This window comes from Alishewanella sp. WH16-1 (assembly GCF_001441695.1).
In the GTDB taxonomy this organism is placed as follows: Bacteria; Pseudomonadota; Gammaproteobacteria; order Enterobacterales; family Alteromonadaceae; genus Alishewanella; species Alishewanella agri.
Window position 1 is genome coordinate 1 of record NZ_LCWL01000003.1, and the last position, 15,004, is coordinate 15,004.

Genomic DNA, 15,004 nt, shown 5'->3' on the forward strand with positions numbered 1-15,004 from the left:
GCTTAACTGACCGGCATTAAGGCGCCGCCTGCTTTTTTGTTTTCAGGTCCGCTGTGCTATTCATCGACACCGGGCAGTTTGATATTGACAGCGTGTAAGCCTTTGGGGCCCTCAGACAAGTCGAATACCACGTCCTGGCCCGCTTTCAGCGTGCGGTAGCCATCCATGTTAATGGTTGAATAATGTGCGAAGATATCTTCGTCACGTCCGTCTTCCCGGATAAATCCAAATCCTTTGGCATTATTGAACCATTTCACTTTACCGGTAGCCATACTACTTACTTCCTTCTCTAAGTTAGCTATATTCTGTATGCTAGTGAGGCACATAGCAGGAGCCGCAACAGGCCCCGTTATTTAATGTAGATAATTTGAGCAAACAGTCAAGGTATTTGCAAAAATAAGCTAAAACCTTTACGCAATTTTAATAACACGCGCCTTTGCTGGATGGCGCTCGCATGGCTATAGTTAATTTATGAGCGGTAAGCAGAATCCCAACGTACATTTTGATGATATTGCAGAACTCACCCGGCAGCGGCTGGCACCGCCACCGATGTATAAGGTGATTTTGCATAACGATGACTATACCCCGATGGACTTTGTCATCGATGTACTGAGCCGGTTCTTTAATATGCAGTATGAAAGAGCCACCGAAATTATGCTGAAAGTACATTACGAAGGCAGTGCGGTTTGTGGGGTTTTTACTGCCGAAATTGCCGAAACCAAGGTGCAGCAAGTGATGACCTATGCTAAAGAGCATCAGCATCCGTTGCTTTGTACCATGGAACGCGCTTAAAACCGTTGGCATCCCGGGGCTGTGGTCAAGGATGTCTCTAACTCAGGTGGATTAGGAGTGATGTATGTTAAATAAAGATCTTGAGTTAACGCTGAATATGGCATTCAGGTTTGCGCGCGAACGCCGGCATGAGTTTATGACGGTTGAGCATTTGTTATTAGCGTTGTTGGATAACCCTTCGGCCGGTGCGGCCTTAAAGTCTTGCGGCGCCAATCTGGATAAATTACGTCAGGAGCTGGCCAGCTTTATCGATTCTACCACCCCGGTGTTGCCGGAAGGCGAGCTGGAGCGGGATACGCAGCCGACACTGGGCTTTCAGCGCGTATTACAGCGCGCGGTCTTTCATGTGCAATCCTCAGGTAAGTCCGAAGTCAATGGCGCCAATGTGCTGGTGGCGATCTTCTCTGAGCAGGAATCGCAGGCGGTTTACTTGCTGAAGAAAATTGATATCACCCGGCTGGATGTGGTGAATTATATTTCGCACGGCATTACCAAAACTGAAAAGCTGGAACAACACGAAGACGTCCCTCAGGACGAGATTGGCGAGCAGGGCGGTGAAGAGCATCGCTATCTGGAAAACTTTACTGCTAACCTGAATGTGCAGGCAAAAAATGGCCTGATTGATCCGCTGATTGGCCGTGATGCAGAGGTAGAGCGGGCAGTACAAATCCTTTGTCGACGTAAGAAAAATAACCCCTTGCTGGTCGGTGAAGCGGGTGTCGGTAAAACCGCCATTGCCGAAGGTCTGGCCTGGCGTATTATCAAGCAGCAAGTGCCGGATGTGATTGCTGATGCCACCATCTACTCGCTGGATATGGGCGCTTTGCTGGCCGGTACCAAATACCGCGGTGATTTTGAAAAGCGCTTAAAATCGCTATTAAAAGAAATTGAGCGCGAGAAAAATGCCATCCTGTTTATTGATGAAATTCATACCGTGATTGGGGCCGGTGCGGCCTCAGGCGGCGTGATGGACGCCTCGAATCTGATTAAGCCGTTGCTGTCGAGCGGCCGCTTACGCTGTATGGGGTCGACCACCTATCAGGAATTTAAAAATATCTTCGAAAAAGATACCGCACTGGTGCGGCGCTTTCAAAAAATCGATGTGGTAGAGCCCAGTGTCGAAGATACCACCCGCATACTGCTGGGCTTAAAAGAACGTTACGAGCAACACCATAATGTCAAATACACCCAGAAAGCACTGCGCGCTGCTGCTGAACTGTCGGCAAAATATATCAGCGAGCGGCATTTACCGGATAAAGCCATTGATGTGATTGATGAGGCGGGTGCCTCACAACGGCTGTTACCGGCATCGAAGCGCAAAAAAGTGATTAATGTCGCTGAGATTGAGCAAGTGATTGCCAAAATCGCCCGTATTCCGGAGAAGTCCGTATCCGCCTCGGATAAAGATGTGCTGGCCAATCTGGATCGTAACCTGAAATTGGTGGTGTTTGGCCAAAACGAACCGATTGAAGCGCTAACGGCGGCGATCCGCTTATCACGTTCCGGCTTGGGTAATGAGGAAAAACCTATTGGTAGCTTCCTGTTCGCCGGGCCTACCGGGGTCGGGAAAACCGAAGTCACCAAGCAGTTGGCTAAGGTGATGGGCGTAGAGCTGCTGCGCTTTGATATGTCAGAATATATGGAGCGCCATGCAGTCAGTCGCTTAATTGGCGCGCCACCGGGCTATGTTGGTTTTGAGCAGGGCGGCTTGCTGACTGATGCGGTCTCCAAGCATCCGTACTCGGTGGTACTATTGGATGAAATCGAAAAGGCGCACTCGGATATCTACAACATCCTGTTGCAGGTAATGGATCACGGCACCCTGACCGATAATAACGGTCGCAAGATTGATTTTCGCAATGTGATCCTGGTGATGACGACCAATGCCGGGGTACAGGAAACGGTGCGTAAGTCGATTGGTTTTAAACAGCAGGATCATAGTCATGATGCGCTCAGTGAAATCAATAAAACCTTTAGTCCGGAGTTCCGTAACCGGCTCGATGGCATTATCTGGTTTCAACATTTGGATCAGGAGATTATTCTGCAAATTGTTGATAAGTTTATTTGTGACTTGCAGGTACAACTGGATAAGAAACAGGTGTCACTGGAGCTCAGTAGCGAAGCGCGGCAGTGGCTGGCGGCTAAGGGCTATGATCATGCGATGGGTGCCCGGCCGATGGCGCGGGTGATCCAGGAGCAACTGAAAAAGCCGTTGGCTAATGAGATCCTGTTTGGGGTGCTAACGGAAGGCGGTGATGTGCGGGTTGAACTGGTGGCGGATAAACTGGAATTTCACTACCAGACGGCTAAAGCCATTGCCACCGAAGCACAGCCGGGCTGATCACCCGGCGACTGCAACAACAGCCATAATGCGATTACAGTGACGGTATTGGCAGCTAAAACGCAAAAACCCGGCTAAGCCGGGTTTGCCTGGTGCGCTGCCAACATCCTGATATTTGGCGGCGGCTAAGGCTGCTTAACGCTGGCGGAATACGATCCGGCCTTTGGTCAGATCATAAGGCGTCAGTTCTACGGTAACCTTGTCACCGGTTAAAATGCGGATATAGTTTTTGCGCATTTTGCCGGAAATATGTGCGATCACCACGTGACCATTTTCCAGCTCAACTTTGAACATGGTGTTTGGCAGGGTATCCAAAATGGTACCTTGCATTTCAATTACATCTTCTTTCGCCATTCAGCGTACTCGCCTCTAATAAAATTTGGTGCCTTTGGAAAAACAGCGCAGATTGTGCCGAAAAGCAGCCGATAAGTAAAGCAGCAAGCGCTTTTTTAAGCAAATGAGTGCCAGCTACCGTTAAAATAACGCTGATGCGGTAAGAATTGCTGTTTATACGCCATTTTACGACAACCATCGACCTGATAGCCAAGGTAAACATAGTCGGCATCCTGGCTTGTTGCCAGTTGTAGCAGATATAAGATCGCCAGTTTACCGGGCGAGAAGGGCTCACTTTGCTGGCTAAAAAAGGTATACACTGCTGAATAAGCGCCGGCGAGTTCATCCACCACCATTACAGCCTGTAACACCCCGGCCTGATACAGCTGCAGTAATCTGATCGGCTGCCATGTACTGTCCAGCAGGGAGTCCAGTTGCTCCTGAGTTGCTGGGTGCATTACGCCATCCGAATGTTTAAAGGCAATATAATCGGCAAATAAATGAAATAACGGTTGCCGCTCCGCGGGCGAAGCGGGCACTTTAGTCAGTTGATAATGCCAGCCGCTGCGTGCCGCTTTGTTCAATAGGCGGCGCTGACTGGCACTGGCTTTAAAATCGGTTACCGGGATCCGCAATGACTGGCAGGCGTGACAATTGGGACAATGTGGCCGGTACAGTTGATTGCCGCTGCGCCGGAAATTATGTTTGATCAGTAATTGGTATAAACTGGCATCCAGCGGTTCTGGTGTTAACAGCACGGCTAGTTGTTCCTGTTCCGTTGCCAGGTAACTGCACGCTGCGGGCGGTGTTAAACCAAATTGCAGGCTTTGCTCAGTCACTGCGTTACTCCAACACCAAAGGTTGCGGTCGCCAGTGCCCCGGAGGGGCCGCTTGTGAACTTAAGCTAGTCAATAACGGCAGATAATCGTGGCGCGGCAACACGGTCGCCCCCAAGCGCATTAAGAACGGGTTGGGTAACTGGCAGTCAATCCAGCCGGGGGCATAGCGCTGCAAATGCTGTTGCAGCGCTATCAACGCAAATTTGGCACCATTATCGATGCGATTAAACATCGATTCGCCACAAAAAATTTGCCCCAGCTGCACGCCATATAAGCCACCGACCAGTTGCTTGTCGTGCCAGACTTCGACACTGTGCGCCAGTCCCTGTTGGTGCAGCGCCAGATAGGCTTGCTGCATCGGTGGCAGGATCCAGGTTTGTGCCTGACTGGGCCGGGGTTCGGCACACTTGCTGATCACTGCGGCAAACGCCTGATTTAGCGTGACGGTTAACTGCTCACGGCGTAATTGCTTGCGCAAGGTACGGTTTAAGCTGAGCGTATCGGGTGCAAAGACAGCGCGGGTAGCAGGGCTCCACCAGAGTAGAGGGTCGCCTTCAGAAAACCATGGAAAGATACCGCTTTGATAGGCCAGCTGCAGGCGTGCGACCGAGAGATCACCGCCCATCGCCAGCAAGCCATCGGGCTCCCGCAGCGCCTGTTGTACGGGCGGGAACCAGAGTTCATCTGCTAATAGCTCCGGCAGATAGATAGGCATCAGGCAGGGCGCGGGCAAGCTGAAGCCGCATGTTGCGGCTTCATACGCTGTTATTTACCCAGGGCGTCCAGATAGCGCTCGGCATCCAGCGCAGCCATACAACCGGAACCGGCTGAGGTAATGGCCTGACGGTAGATATGGTCTGCCACATCACCGGCAGCGAACACCCCGGCGATGCTGGTCTGGGTGGCATTGCCTTCAGTGCCGCTTTGCACTTTCAAATAACCACCATTCATTTCCAGCTGACCGGCAAAAATATCGGTATTGGGTTTGTGGCCGATGGCGATAAAGACGCCTTGTAGTGCCAGCTCTTTTGCCGCTTCGCCTTGAGTCGACTTTAACCGCACACCGGTCACGCCCATCTCATCACCCAGCACTTCATCCAGTTCGCGGTGGGTATGCAGAATAATATTGCCGCTGGCAACTTTAGCCATTAAGCGGTCAATCAGAATTTTCTCGGCTTTAAAGCTGTCACGACGGTGCACCAAATGCACTTCGGCCGCGATATTGGATAAATACAGCGCCTCTTCCACCGCAGTATTACCACCACCGACTACCGCGACTTTCTGATTGCGGTAGAAGAAACCATCACAGGTAGCACAGGCTGATACACCGCGGCCGCTATACGCCTGCTCCGACGGTAAGCCCAGATATTTGGCGGAAGCGCCGGTGGCGATAATCAGCGCATCACAGCTGTACTGGCCGTTGTCGCCGGTCAGGATAAAGGGCCGCTGTTGCAGGTTAACGGTATGAATATGGTCAAACACGATTTCGGTATTAAAGGTTTCCGCATGCTCACGCATCCGCTCCATCAGCGCCGGGCCAGTTAAACCGTGCGCATCACCGGGCCAGTTCTCGACTTCGGTGGTGGTGGTCAGCTGACCGCCTTGCTGCATCCCGGTTACCAGTACCGGTTGTAAGTTGGCGCGAGCCGCGTAAACGGCGGCAGTGTAACCGGCAGGGCCAGAGCCCAGAATAAGCAGTTTGCTGTGTTTAACCTCTGACATCAGAGCACTCCATTGGAAAATAATGCAAAAAAGATAGCGGGATTCTACGGAAAGCCAGCACAAAGCGAAACCCCGTTGTCGGGAAATGGCGACGGTATAACTGTAAATAAAGGCGCACGCAGCATTAAAAAATAAGTTGTTGCAGATGAGGATTATCGACGGTTACCTTTAGCTGGCGGATCTGAGACAGTGGTAGCAGCTGTTGCGTGCTCTGCTGCTGCAGCACCAAACATTCCTGTCGCGTCGCGTTATAGCGGGTGTCTATGGCGGTGCCACTTAGCATATCGCCATTGTGCAGTGTCAGCAGCAGCGGATAACGATAGAGGCAGACAATCTCGATATAATCATGTTTGTCACAATCCAGCATAGTCGTGTCATCCCAGGCTCGTTCAGTTCAGCAAGGTATAGCCAAACTCACTCTGAACTGCAACCTATCAGTCTGTTGTAGCTAGCCGCCTGGTCTGCTTGCTATACCCTGCGGCTTTGAGCCGCTACAATACGCTCTTTTGTAAGGAGGCCTTATGCCATTACTGGTGGTGATCGGCTATGTCTGGCCTGAGCCGGCGTCTTCCGCGGCGGGCAGCCGGATGCTGAGTTTAATTCAGCTGTTTCAGGCGCAAGGCTGGCAGGTTTGCTTTGCCAGCACGGCTGAGCCCGGGCCGCATCGGGTGGATTTACCGGCCATTGGTGTAACGGAACAGCGCATTGCCCTAAATTGCGATAGCTTTGACCAGTGGCTGAAAGAAGTGAACCCGCAGGCGGTGTTATTTGACCGTTTTATGCTGGAAGAACAGTTTGGCTGGCGGGTCGCGGCAAGTTGCCCGGATGCCTTGCGCTTACTGGATATGGAAGACTTACATGCGCTGCGTCAGGCAAGGCTCGACGCCGTTAAAGCCGGGGACGCGCTGGTGGCAAAAGAGGTAGCGGTAGCGCGGCTAAATAACGAGCTGGCGCTGCGGGAAATTGCCGCCATCTATCGCTGTGATCTGACATTGGTGATTTCCGATTATGAGATGCAGTTGCTACAGCAGCATTACCGGGTGCCATCTGAGCTGCTCTGTTACTGTCCGTTCTGGCATGCAGCCAGAGTGCCGGCCGTGCCGGCTTTTGCTGAGCGCGCACACTTTATCAGTATCGGCAATTTTCGCCATGGCCCGAACTGGCAGGCGGTACTCTGGCTGAAACAACAACTCTGGCCGCAGATCCGTAAGGCCTTACCACAGGCCGAGTTACATATTTACGGCGCCTATCCGCCGCCTAAAGCCACGGCATTGCATAATGCCCGTGACGGTTTTTTGGTGAAAGGCTGGGCTGCGGACGCGGTAGCGGTGATGCAACAGGCGCGGCTTTGCCTGGCGCCGCTGCAATTTGGCGCCGGGTTAAAAGGCAAATTGCTCGAAGCGATGCAATGCGGCACTCCCAGTGTTACCACCTCAATTGGCGCCGAGGGCATGCAGGCTGGCGCAGGCTGGGGCGGCGCTATTGCCGATACTGCAGAGGCGTTTTGTCAGGCCGCCGTGGCTTTATATCAGGATGAAACGCCCTGGCTGGCAGCACAGCAGCAGGGCTATCAGATCCTGCAGCAGCGCTTTGGCGCTGAGCAGGCAAGCCGGGTTTGGCGACAATTAGCAGCTTTGCTCAATGCTAGTGCTGAGCAAACCGCTGCGCGGCGGCAACGCAATTTTACCGGCCTGATGTTACAATCACACGCTTATCGCAGCAGCCACTATATGGGGCTGTGGATCACCGCAAAAAACAGGGTTTCAACATGATTACACGGCAGCAATTCGTCGCTTTTATTGATGAAAAACTCGGCAGTGCCCGCATTAAAGATTATTGCCCGAATGGCTTACAGGTAGAAGGGCGCGACACGATCCGTACGGTAGTGACCGGCGTGACCGCCAGTCAGGCCCTGCTGGAGCAGGCGGTGGCGCTCAACGCCGATGCGGTGCTGGTACACCATGGCTATTTCTGGAAAAACGAAGCGATGCCGGTGGTGGGGATGAAAAAGCAGCGCCTGGCCACCTTGCTGAAACATGATATCAATTTACTGGCCTATCATTTGCCACTGGATGTGCATCCACAGCTGGGTAATAACGCTCAGCTTGGCAAAATACTGGGGATCACGGCGCCGCAGCCGGTGTTAACCGCTGAGCCTGCTGGCGTACTGCAAATGGGGCAATTACCCGCGCCGGCAAAGCTCACACAGCTTGCGGCATCGCTTAGCCAGCAGCTAGAGCGTGAGGTTTTGCTCGAAGATGCCGGTATTGGTGAGATCCGCACTGTCGCCTGGTGTACCGGTGGCGGCCAGGGCTATATTGAACAAGCGGCGGCGGCCGGGGCGCAGTTATTTGTTACCGGCGAAGTGTCGGAGCAAACCATTCATGTGGCGCGCGAGCTGGGGATCCATTTTATTGCCGCCGGCCATCATGCCACCGAGCGCTATGGTATTAAAGCGCTGGGCGAATACCTGGCGGCTGAACTTGGCCTCAGCGTCCACTTTATCGATATTCCTAATCCGGCCTAGAGCCGGCCTAACCAGATGCTTTAGCCAACGCCACTATGAGCCAATCTAAGCCATTAAAAGATCGTAATTTTGATAACCTGGCCAGCCGCTTTGCCAGCAATATTTACCAGACTACCAAGGGTAAAATTCGCCAAGCGGTATTGCTGCGTGATTTGCTGGAATTACCCGAGCTCGCTACGCCAACCGCCATTCTCGATGTTGGCGGCGGCCAGGGCCAGCTGGCGCTAAAGCTGGCTGCGCTGGGGCATCAACTGCATCTGACTGATATTTCGGCTGAGATGCTGCAACTGGCGGCAGAGGAGGCAAAGCTTCAGGGGCTGAGCGCGCAGTTACAGATCAGTCAGAGTTCACTGCAAGACTTACCGCAGCGGCTTGGCGGGCAAGCTTACCCGCTGGTGCTGTGTCATGCAGTGCTGGAATGGCTAGCCAAACCAGAAGCCGCGATTAGCCAGTTACGGCAACTAGTGCAGCCGGGCGGCATAGTGTCGCTGATGTTTTATAACCAGGATGCACATCGTTTAAGCAATATCATTTACGGTAACTTTGCCTATGTGCAGGCCGGGTTAAAAGCGAAAAAACCGGTTCGGTTAAATCCGCAGCAGCCGTTATCGCCCCAGCAGGTATTGCAGTGGTGTCAGCAGTCGGGCTTTAGTCTGCTTGGCAAAACCGGGGTGCGTTGCTTTCATGATTATTTGCGCGATCGTAGTCAGCAGCAAAGTCATTATGCTGAGTTAGAAGCGTTGGAGCTGCAGTATAACCGGCAGGAGCCTTATGCGTCGCTGGGCCGTTATATCCATTTGCTGTTACGGGCCTAATCAAACTCAAACTTGTACAACAAGTCGACAGCATTATCCAGACCCGATACTGCTTCCAGATACAAATTACGCAGCAGCCGGTATCGCAGCGTAAACTGACCGATCGGCTGAAAGATGCCAATGCCGTATTTTAGCTGCAGATCCCGGGTTAAATAGCCACTTACCGTTACCTGCGAATTATCACCGGCACCTTCGGTATCCAACATTAAATCACTGACGCCAAAGGCCTCACCGATTTCGCCAACCAGCTTGCCGCTGGAGGAGATACTCATACCAATCAGGCTGGTGGTAACACTGTTAGCATTAAAGCCCGATTCGCTGTCCAGATCCTTGCCCATAATCAGATAGGACAGGGCATTGGCCTGGGGTTTGGCTGGTTCAGAGAAGATGGCGACTACTGGCTCATCAGCCGGGCCTGTGACCCGGATACCGGCAATAACGTCGTCTTCCATATTGGCCGGATTGCGGATTGCTTCGACGTTTAAAAAGGGTTGATCGGCCGGGCCGTTAAAGGTTAGTTTGCCTTGACGAATTAATAAGTCCTGACCATAAGCCCGGAAAGTGCCGTCGACTAATGACACTTCGCCGCGCACTGTTGGATTAAATTGTTGTTGCTGTACCCTGAGTTCACCGGCTAAGCGGCTTTTTAAACCGAAGGCTTCCAGGCGCACCCGCGGTCCCAATTGCACCCGGATATCGGTTTCAATGGCAAACTGTGCGGCCTGAGGATCGCTAACCGGTTGCAGCCGGCGATCCAGCAGAATATGGTCATCGGATAATCCCACCGCATTCTGCGGCAGGCTGTCGACACTGATTGCCGCCCGTGGAATTTGTACTACACCACTCAAACGAGCGCGACCGGGACCCGCATCTAAACGTAAATCGGGCTTGAGATAGAGTTCAGCTTGCGGGATTTGTAGCTTTAACTGATCACCGCTGACTGCCAGGCTGGCATCCCAGGCCGCCAAATCCTGCCAGTTTGCCAGACCCACTAATTCGATCTGACCCTCTGGCGTCTTTACCAAACCCTCCAGCTCGGCACGTTCACCACGGAAACTCAACACCAGATCGGCTTGTTCAATATCGGTAGGAGCCAGTTTACCTTTGACCCGCAAATCAGCCAGCCGGAACTCGCCCTGTACCTGGGGTTCGGCGAGGGAGCCATCGACGCTTAGCCGGCTGGAGACTTGGCCACTGAGTTCACTATACTCGTCTAATAGCGGCTTTAAAAACTCTAAGGTCAGATCTGACAGTGTCAGTTCTGCGCGCAGTGGTCTATTGCTTTGATCCAAATCGCTGACTAACGCCTGCGCCTGTAATTGACCACTATTACTGAGCTGTACGCTGAGGTGACTGCGCAGCTGATGCGCTGCCAACTCTGCGTTAAATTCCAGTTGTTGCCAGGGCAGGGTAACAGGGACATCCAGTTGTTGCACAAACCGGCCCTGCGGTGCCTGCACCGACAGCACGGCAGTAGGTGCCTGATTGACTTGCCAGCTCAGATCCAGCTTAGCTTGCAGCACGCCGTCAATAGTGCTTTGTAACGGCAATAAGCTGTTGAGTCTCTGGAGAGGATAATCACTCAGTTGCAATGCTGCGTTAACCTGCCCGGCCGAGATATTGGCGGCGTCGATTAAACAGAGACTGGCCGATTCCTGCTGCCAGCAATGCCGGTCCAGGGTCAGCCTTTGTTCCGGTAGCATGGCTACTATCGCCAGTGGTGCAGTCAGGCGCCATTCACCGAGTAAGCTGGTGATGCTGGCCTGTTCGAGGCTACCTTGCCATTGCTGTCCGGGTTCCAGGCTACCCGTTGCCGTCAGGGCAGTGTTTAGCTCATCGGCTTGCAATGCCAGCTTTAGCTGATGCTGTTGCTGGTTACCGCTAAGGTTCAGATCCAGCTGCTGTAACCGTTGCTGCTGCCAACGGCCTTGACGCAGCATTAGCGATAACTCAGTTTGCCACTGCCGGGCCAAATCTACACTGGCAGTTAGCTCTGCCGCCCGCAGCCTGGCATCAGCAAAAACCAAACGCTCGGCACTCAGTTGCAGCTCCAGCTTGGGTGTTGCTGCGGCGCCACGCAGACTGGCAGTGCCTTGTAGCTTACCGGCAAGGCCAGGATGACTTTGCGCCAGATCCGGAAAGTTTAAGTTTGAGTCAAGCTGCCAGTCTTCAGCCAACTGACCGCGCAGTGACAGTTGGTTGCTACCATGTTGTAACTGCAACCCCGGAGAGCTGAACTGCCAGCGTGTCAGCGCCTGTTCGCCACTTAATTCAAGTGCCCCCTGTAAACGTAACGGCTGCTGCCGGAGTTCGCCCTGCAGCGCCAACTGCGGCACACTAAGTTGTAGGCCTTGTTCCGGCTGATATTGACCTGCCAGCTCCAGTTCGCCATTTAAGCGCCCGGGAAACTCTGGCCAGTACTGTTCGGGCGCAATCTCACTGAGCGCGAGTTTTAACTGCCAGCTCAGCATAGGGCTCAGCGCCAGCTCGCCCTGAGCTTGCACCTCACCTTGCAGGGTCAGCAGGCTGAGGTTGGTAATCAAGGCTTGTTGTTGCCAGTGCCGCCAGTTCGCGGTAAGTGCTAGCTTAGCTTCGGGTAGTGCAGTCGCGTTGACGGTAGAGTCAAGTTGCAGCTGCAGATCGCTCAATGAACCGGTGAGCTGTAATGAGGTGTCGCTGAGTTGGTATTGCGGCTCGGTCAGGGGCCAGGACAGTGTCGTGGCACCAACGTTCAGCTGCAGGGGCAGATCCGCGCTTAACAACGCGGCTTCCGCCTGGGCCGTTAGTGTAATCGGGCCACTGCTGTTTAGCGTCAAAAGTAGCCTGGCAAGATCGCCGGACAGCTCGCCTTGTACGCGCTGATCGCGCAGCAGGTTATCGGCCAGCTGCAAATCAAAGCGGGCGTTTAGCGGGAAATGCTGGCTCAGCTGCACATTGGCTGCGGCCTGGGCTTGAAATGCACTATGCTCCAGTTGTAAGTCGAGGATGCGGATCTGTTGCGGCGTTAGCTGGGCGCTGATATTAGCCCTTTGCAGTTGTTGCTGCACCTCGCCCTGCATAAACTGCAGCTCAGTAAGCTGAAAATCATCCAGATAAATTGAAAAAGGTAGTCGGATCTCAGGTAATACCGGCGGCATATAAGCATTAACCGGTTCACTGGCGCTGGCTTCCGGCAGGATTAGCTTCAGGCCGTGCCAGCGGCCCTGGCTGAGCTGCAAGCGGTTACCCCAAGCATTAACGCCAATACTAAAATGTTGCCAGGCAAGGTGCTGCTCAGCTAAGGCAATCTCAATCTGGTCCAGTATCAGGCGGTCAATCCGCACCGGGACCGGAAAGGCAATACCCAAGCCTGCAGCAGATGCCGGCTCACTGACCAGTTCAGTGCTGTCATTTGGCGCTGCTGGCGGCACGTCATGACGCTGATTTAGCTGTAACCCGGCCACTTTTATCTCGGGTATACAAACCCGGAACTGCACCAGACAGCGCTTTTGTAAGCGCAAACTCAGTTCTTGCGCACTCAGCTGAAACTGCGGGTCCTGATAGGTGAGCTGGCGGAAGCTCGCACCGCTTAGCCAGGCACCTTCAACCTCCGCTACTTGTAATGCCGGCAAGGCTTTTTCGGCCACATAGATACTTAGCCGCAAACCCGGTTGGGTAAACAGCAACCCTAGCAGCAACAAAATCAGCGCCAGCAGTGGCAGCAGCAAACCGCGATTAAGCCAGGTTAGCACACGCCTCATAGTTCCGGCCCCAATGAAAAGTGCAGTTGAAACGGCGAGCCTTCAGCATCAAGACCCCAGGCAAAATCGATTCGTACCGCGCCAATCGGCGAGCCCCAGCGTACACCAAAGCCGACACCACGTTTCCAGTCCGGGCTGTCGGTCCAGGCGCTACCGTAGTCGGCAAAGGTTGCCAGCCACCAATTACCCGTTACCCGGTATTGATACTCCAAAGACGCGGTTGCCATATAGCGGCCACCGATTAACTCACCCTGTTGATTCAGCGGGGATACCGACTCATAGGCATAACCACGCAGGTTATTATCACCGCCGGCAAAAAACCGCAGTGAAGGGGGCAGATTCTCGACCGTTTCCATCAGGATGGCGCCGGCGTCCAGCCGGCTGACCATGCGATGGCGATCACCGAAGCTGTCAATATAGCCGGCACGGCCACGCAGTCTTACAAAGCTGGCATCCGAACCCCAGGACGGATCTGACACCTCAATACCGAGTAACAGCCGATCGGCCTGACGCGGCATACCACTGCCACTTTGTCTGGATCGAGAAAAGCTGATGCCGGGCATCAGCAGGCTACTGCTATCCTCCTGGTCGGCCTGAGTATAGTCTTCATACAACCAGCGGATACTGGCAGTACGATACCAGTCGTTAGCCAGCAGCCAATGGCGCTCCAGCGCCAGGTTTGATTCGATAGCGCGGGTATCCTGATAGTCGCGGTTGCGTAAACCGTATTGCAACTGCCAAAAATCGGTGGCGACTGATTGCAACGGCAGCTTATAGGCGGCTTCAACACTCTGCTCTGCGCCGGAAATTGCCAGTTTGGTGTTCAGGCTATGGCCACGCTCGTTGAGCCAGGGCTTTAACCAATTCAGCTTTAAACGGGCGCCAACATCGTCCGAGTAACCGATACCGGTCTCAATACTATTACGCTTGCGTGGCGCCAATTCAATATTGATCGGCAACGTATGCTCAGTAATCGCTTCGGTATCAGCGGTAACCAGAATAGAAGAAAACCAATTGGTGTTGGCCAGCGCCTGATTCAATTCACCTAATTGACTGGCCAGATAAGGTGCGCCGGCTTGAAAGGGCACCAGTGATTGTAGGCGGTCACTGGCAATTTGCTGGCCGCTAAAGCTCACCTGGCCAAAACGGTAGCGGATGCCACTGTCAAAATGTAAGCGGACAAAGGCTTCGCGGCGCGACGGTGCGACCTCCAGCCGCTGTATGCTAAAGCGGGCATCAAAGTAGCCTTTACGCTGTGCCAGACTATTTAGCGAGGCTTTAAAGCTGTCATAGCGACCATGATGCACAATGTCGCCAACTTTCGGTGCTTGCGCCAGTATGGCGAGAAAATCCGCATCGTTTTGCGCATCGCCAAGAATTTGCAGATCCGTTTCTTTGATTCTGGTAGGCTCACCCGGCGTGACACGAATCAGCAGGCGGCTGCCATTGCGGCCATTGCGCTGCAAGCTGATATCAATTTCGCTGTGATAATAACCCAGCGCCTGCAGTGCGGTGCCAATATCCTGCTCTAACCGGGATTGAAAACGCAGTGAGGTTGAGATTTCTGTTGCGGCATAGCGGTCCAGATAACGTTGCACATTGGCTTCAAGCTCACCCGTCAAGCCGCTGAGTCGCAGCGTAGTTTGTGCCTGCGCAGGCACAGTAAACAGCAGCAATGTCAGCAACAAATAACGCATCGGATTCCTGTGCCGTGACTAAACCGGCGGAGCGGCCGGCCGGGTGCAGGCCGCCGTACTCATTCTGTTTTCTGATTACAAAGAGTTTACCTTAAGCTGGGGGAGAGTTCAGTAAAACTGCGGCTAACTGAGGGAATTTTAGGCAGTTATGCCTGGAACATCCGCTTGAAAGCATCACCTCTGACCAGCATTTCAGTT

13 protein-coding genes are annotated in these 15,004 nt (G+C 53.4%); 5 read left to right on the forward strand and 8 right to left on the reverse strand.

Annotated elements, in window-relative coordinates:
- Positions 1-56: 56 nt before the first annotated feature.
- Positions 57-272 carry a cold shock domain-containing protein CspD gene (cspD, locus tag AAY72_RS00630; protein WP_008610211.1) on the reverse strand — a complete coding sequence of 72 codons (216 nt, stop codon included), beginning with the start codon at positions 270-272 and terminating at the stop codon, positions 57-59.
- Between the two features lie 199 nt (positions 273-471).
- On the opposite strand from cspD, the gene clpS reads away from it, so the two are divergent.
- Both clpS and clpA read left to right on the forward strand, forming a co-directional pair.
- A complete protein-coding gene (gene clpS / locus AAY72_RS00635; RefSeq protein ID WP_008610212.1) occupies positions 472-792 on the forward strand; it encodes an ATP-dependent Clp protease adapter ClpS in 321 nt (106 codons plus the stop codon).
- Positions 793-856: 64 nt separating this feature from the next.
- Positions 857-3,133 carry an ATP-dependent Clp protease ATP-binding subunit ClpA gene (clpA, locus tag AAY72_RS00640; RefSeq protein ID WP_057785171.1) on the forward strand — a complete coding sequence of 759 codons (2,277 nt, stop codon included), beginning with the start codon at positions 857-859 and terminating at the stop codon, positions 3,131-3,133.
- Positions 3,134-3,268: 135 nt separating this feature from the next.
- Here clpA and infA read toward each other — a convergent pair whose 3' ends face one another.
- The 5 genes from infA to AAY72_RS00665 form a co-directional block, all read right to left on the reverse strand.
- Positions 3,269-3,487: a translation initiation factor IF-1 gene (infA, locus tag AAY72_RS00645; RefSeq protein ID WP_008610216.1), complete on the reverse strand. Its 219-nt coding sequence runs from the start codon at positions 3,485-3,487 to the stop codon at positions 3,269-3,271.
- 95 nt (positions 3,488-3,582) lie between these two features.
- Entirely contained in the window at positions 3,583-4,305 is a 723-nt protein-coding gene (locus AAY72_RS00650) for an arginyltransferase (RefSeq protein WP_057785172.1), read from the reverse strand.
- Positions 4,306-4,309: 4 nt separating this feature from the next.
- Positions 4,310-5,020 (reverse strand): leucyl/phenylalanyl-tRNA--protein transferase, encoded by a 711-nt coding sequence (gene aat, locus AAY72_RS00655; RefSeq protein ID WP_057785173.1) that lies wholly within the window; start codon positions 5,018-5,020, stop codon positions 4,310-4,312.
- A gap of 50 nt (positions 5,021-5,070) precedes the next feature.
- Positions 5,071-6,027 carry a thioredoxin-disulfide reductase gene (gene trxB, locus AAY72_RS00660; RefSeq protein WP_057785174.1) on the reverse strand — a complete coding sequence of 319 codons (957 nt, stop codon included), beginning with the start codon at positions 6,025-6,027 and terminating at the stop codon, positions 5,071-5,073.
- Positions 6,028-6,151: 124 nt separating this feature from the next.
- A complete protein-coding gene (locus AAY72_RS00665; RefSeq protein WP_008983245.1) occupies positions 6,152-6,394 on the reverse strand; it encodes a Rho-binding antiterminator in 243 nt (80 codons plus the stop codon).
- Positions 6,395-6,548: 154 nt separating this feature from the next.
- Here AAY72_RS00665 and AAY72_RS00670 point away from each other — a divergent pair, with 154 nt between their 5' ends.
- Genes AAY72_RS00670 through AAY72_RS00680 form a run of 3 tightly spaced genes read left to right on the forward strand, consistent with a single transcriptional unit; the run spans position 6,549 to position 9,369 of the window.
- Positions 6,549-7,799 carry a glycosyltransferase gene (locus AAY72_RS00670; protein ID WP_057785175.1) on the forward strand — a complete coding sequence of 417 codons (1,251 nt, stop codon included), beginning with the start codon at positions 6,549-6,551 and terminating at the stop codon, positions 7,797-7,799.
- Complete coding sequence (locus tag AAY72_RS00675; RefSeq protein WP_057785176.1) at positions 7,796-8,554, forward strand: Nif3-like dinuclear metal center hexameric protein; 759 nt, start codon at positions 7,796-7,798, stop codon at positions 8,552-8,554. The genes AAY72_RS00670 and AAY72_RS00675 overlap by 4 nt, the downstream gene beginning before the upstream one ends.
- Before the next feature lie 35 nt (positions 8,555-8,589).
- The gene (locus AAY72_RS00680; RefSeq protein WP_057785177.1) at positions 8,590-9,369 is read left to right on the forward strand and encodes a methyltransferase; all 780 of its coding nucleotides are present in this window, start codon (positions 8,590-8,592) and stop codon (positions 9,367-9,369) included.
- On the opposite strand, the gene AAY72_RS00685 is transcribed toward AAY72_RS00680, so the two are convergent.
- Both AAY72_RS00685 and AAY72_RS00690 read right to left on the reverse strand, forming a co-directional pair.
- Entirely contained in the window at positions 9,366-13,109 is a 3,744-nt protein-coding gene (locus AAY72_RS00685) for a translocation/assembly module TamB domain-containing protein (protein WP_057785178.1), read from the reverse strand. The two genes, AAY72_RS00680 and AAY72_RS00685, sit on opposite strands and share 4 nt — an antisense overlap.
- Positions 13,106-14,806, reverse strand: coding sequence for an autotransporter assembly complex family protein (locus AAY72_RS00690; protein WP_057785179.1), 1,701 nt, complete (start codon positions 14,804-14,806; stop codon positions 13,106-13,108). Before AAY72_RS00690 ends, AAY72_RS00685 begins: the two co-directional genes overlap by 4 nt.
- Between the last annotated feature and the right edge of the window lie 198 nt (positions 14,807-15,004).

Coding starts and splice junctions, on each gene's coding strand:
- AAY72_RS00665 (WP_008983245.1), bottom strand. CDS start 6,394: ATGCTGGATTGTGACAAACATGATTATATCGAGATTGTCTGCCTCTAT.
- AAY72_RS00670 (WP_057785175.1), top strand. CDS start 6,549: ATGCCATTACTGGTGGTGATCGGCTATGTCTGGCCTGAGCCGGCGTCT.
- AAY72_RS00690 (WP_057785179.1), bottom strand. CDS start 14,806: ATGCGTTATTTGTTGCTGACATTGCTGCTGTTTACTGTGCCTGCGCAG.
- AAY72_RS00685 (WP_057785178.1), bottom strand. CDS start 13,109: ATGAGGCGTGTGCTAACCTGGCTTAATCGCGGTTTGCTGCTGCCACTG.
- AAY72_RS00680 (WP_057785177.1), top strand. CDS start 8,590: ATGAGCCAATCTAAGCCATTAAAAGATCGTAATTTTGATAACCTGGCC.
- clpS (WP_008610212.1), top strand. CDS start 472: ATGAGCGGTAAGCAGAATCCCAACGTACATTTTGATGATATTGCAGAA.
- cspD (WP_008610211.1), bottom strand. CDS start 272: ATGGCTACCGGTAAAGTGAAATGGTTCAATAATGCCAAAGGATTTGGA.
- trxB (WP_057785174.1), bottom strand. CDS start 6,027: ATGTCAGAGGTTAAACACAGCAAACTGCTTATTCTGGGCTCTGGCCCT.
- aat (WP_057785173.1), bottom strand. CDS start 5,020: ATGCCTATCTATCTGCCGGAGCTATTAGCAGATGAACTCTGGTTCCCG.
- clpA (WP_057785171.1), top strand. CDS start 857: ATGTTAAATAAAGATCTTGAGTTAACGCTGAATATGGCATTCAGGTTT.
- AAY72_RS00675 (WP_057785176.1), top strand. CDS start 7,796: ATGATTACACGGCAGCAATTCGTCGCTTTTATTGATGAAAAACTCGGC.
- infA (WP_008610216.1), bottom strand. CDS start 3,487: ATGGCGAAAGAAGATGTAATTGAAATGCAAGGTACCATTTTGGATACC.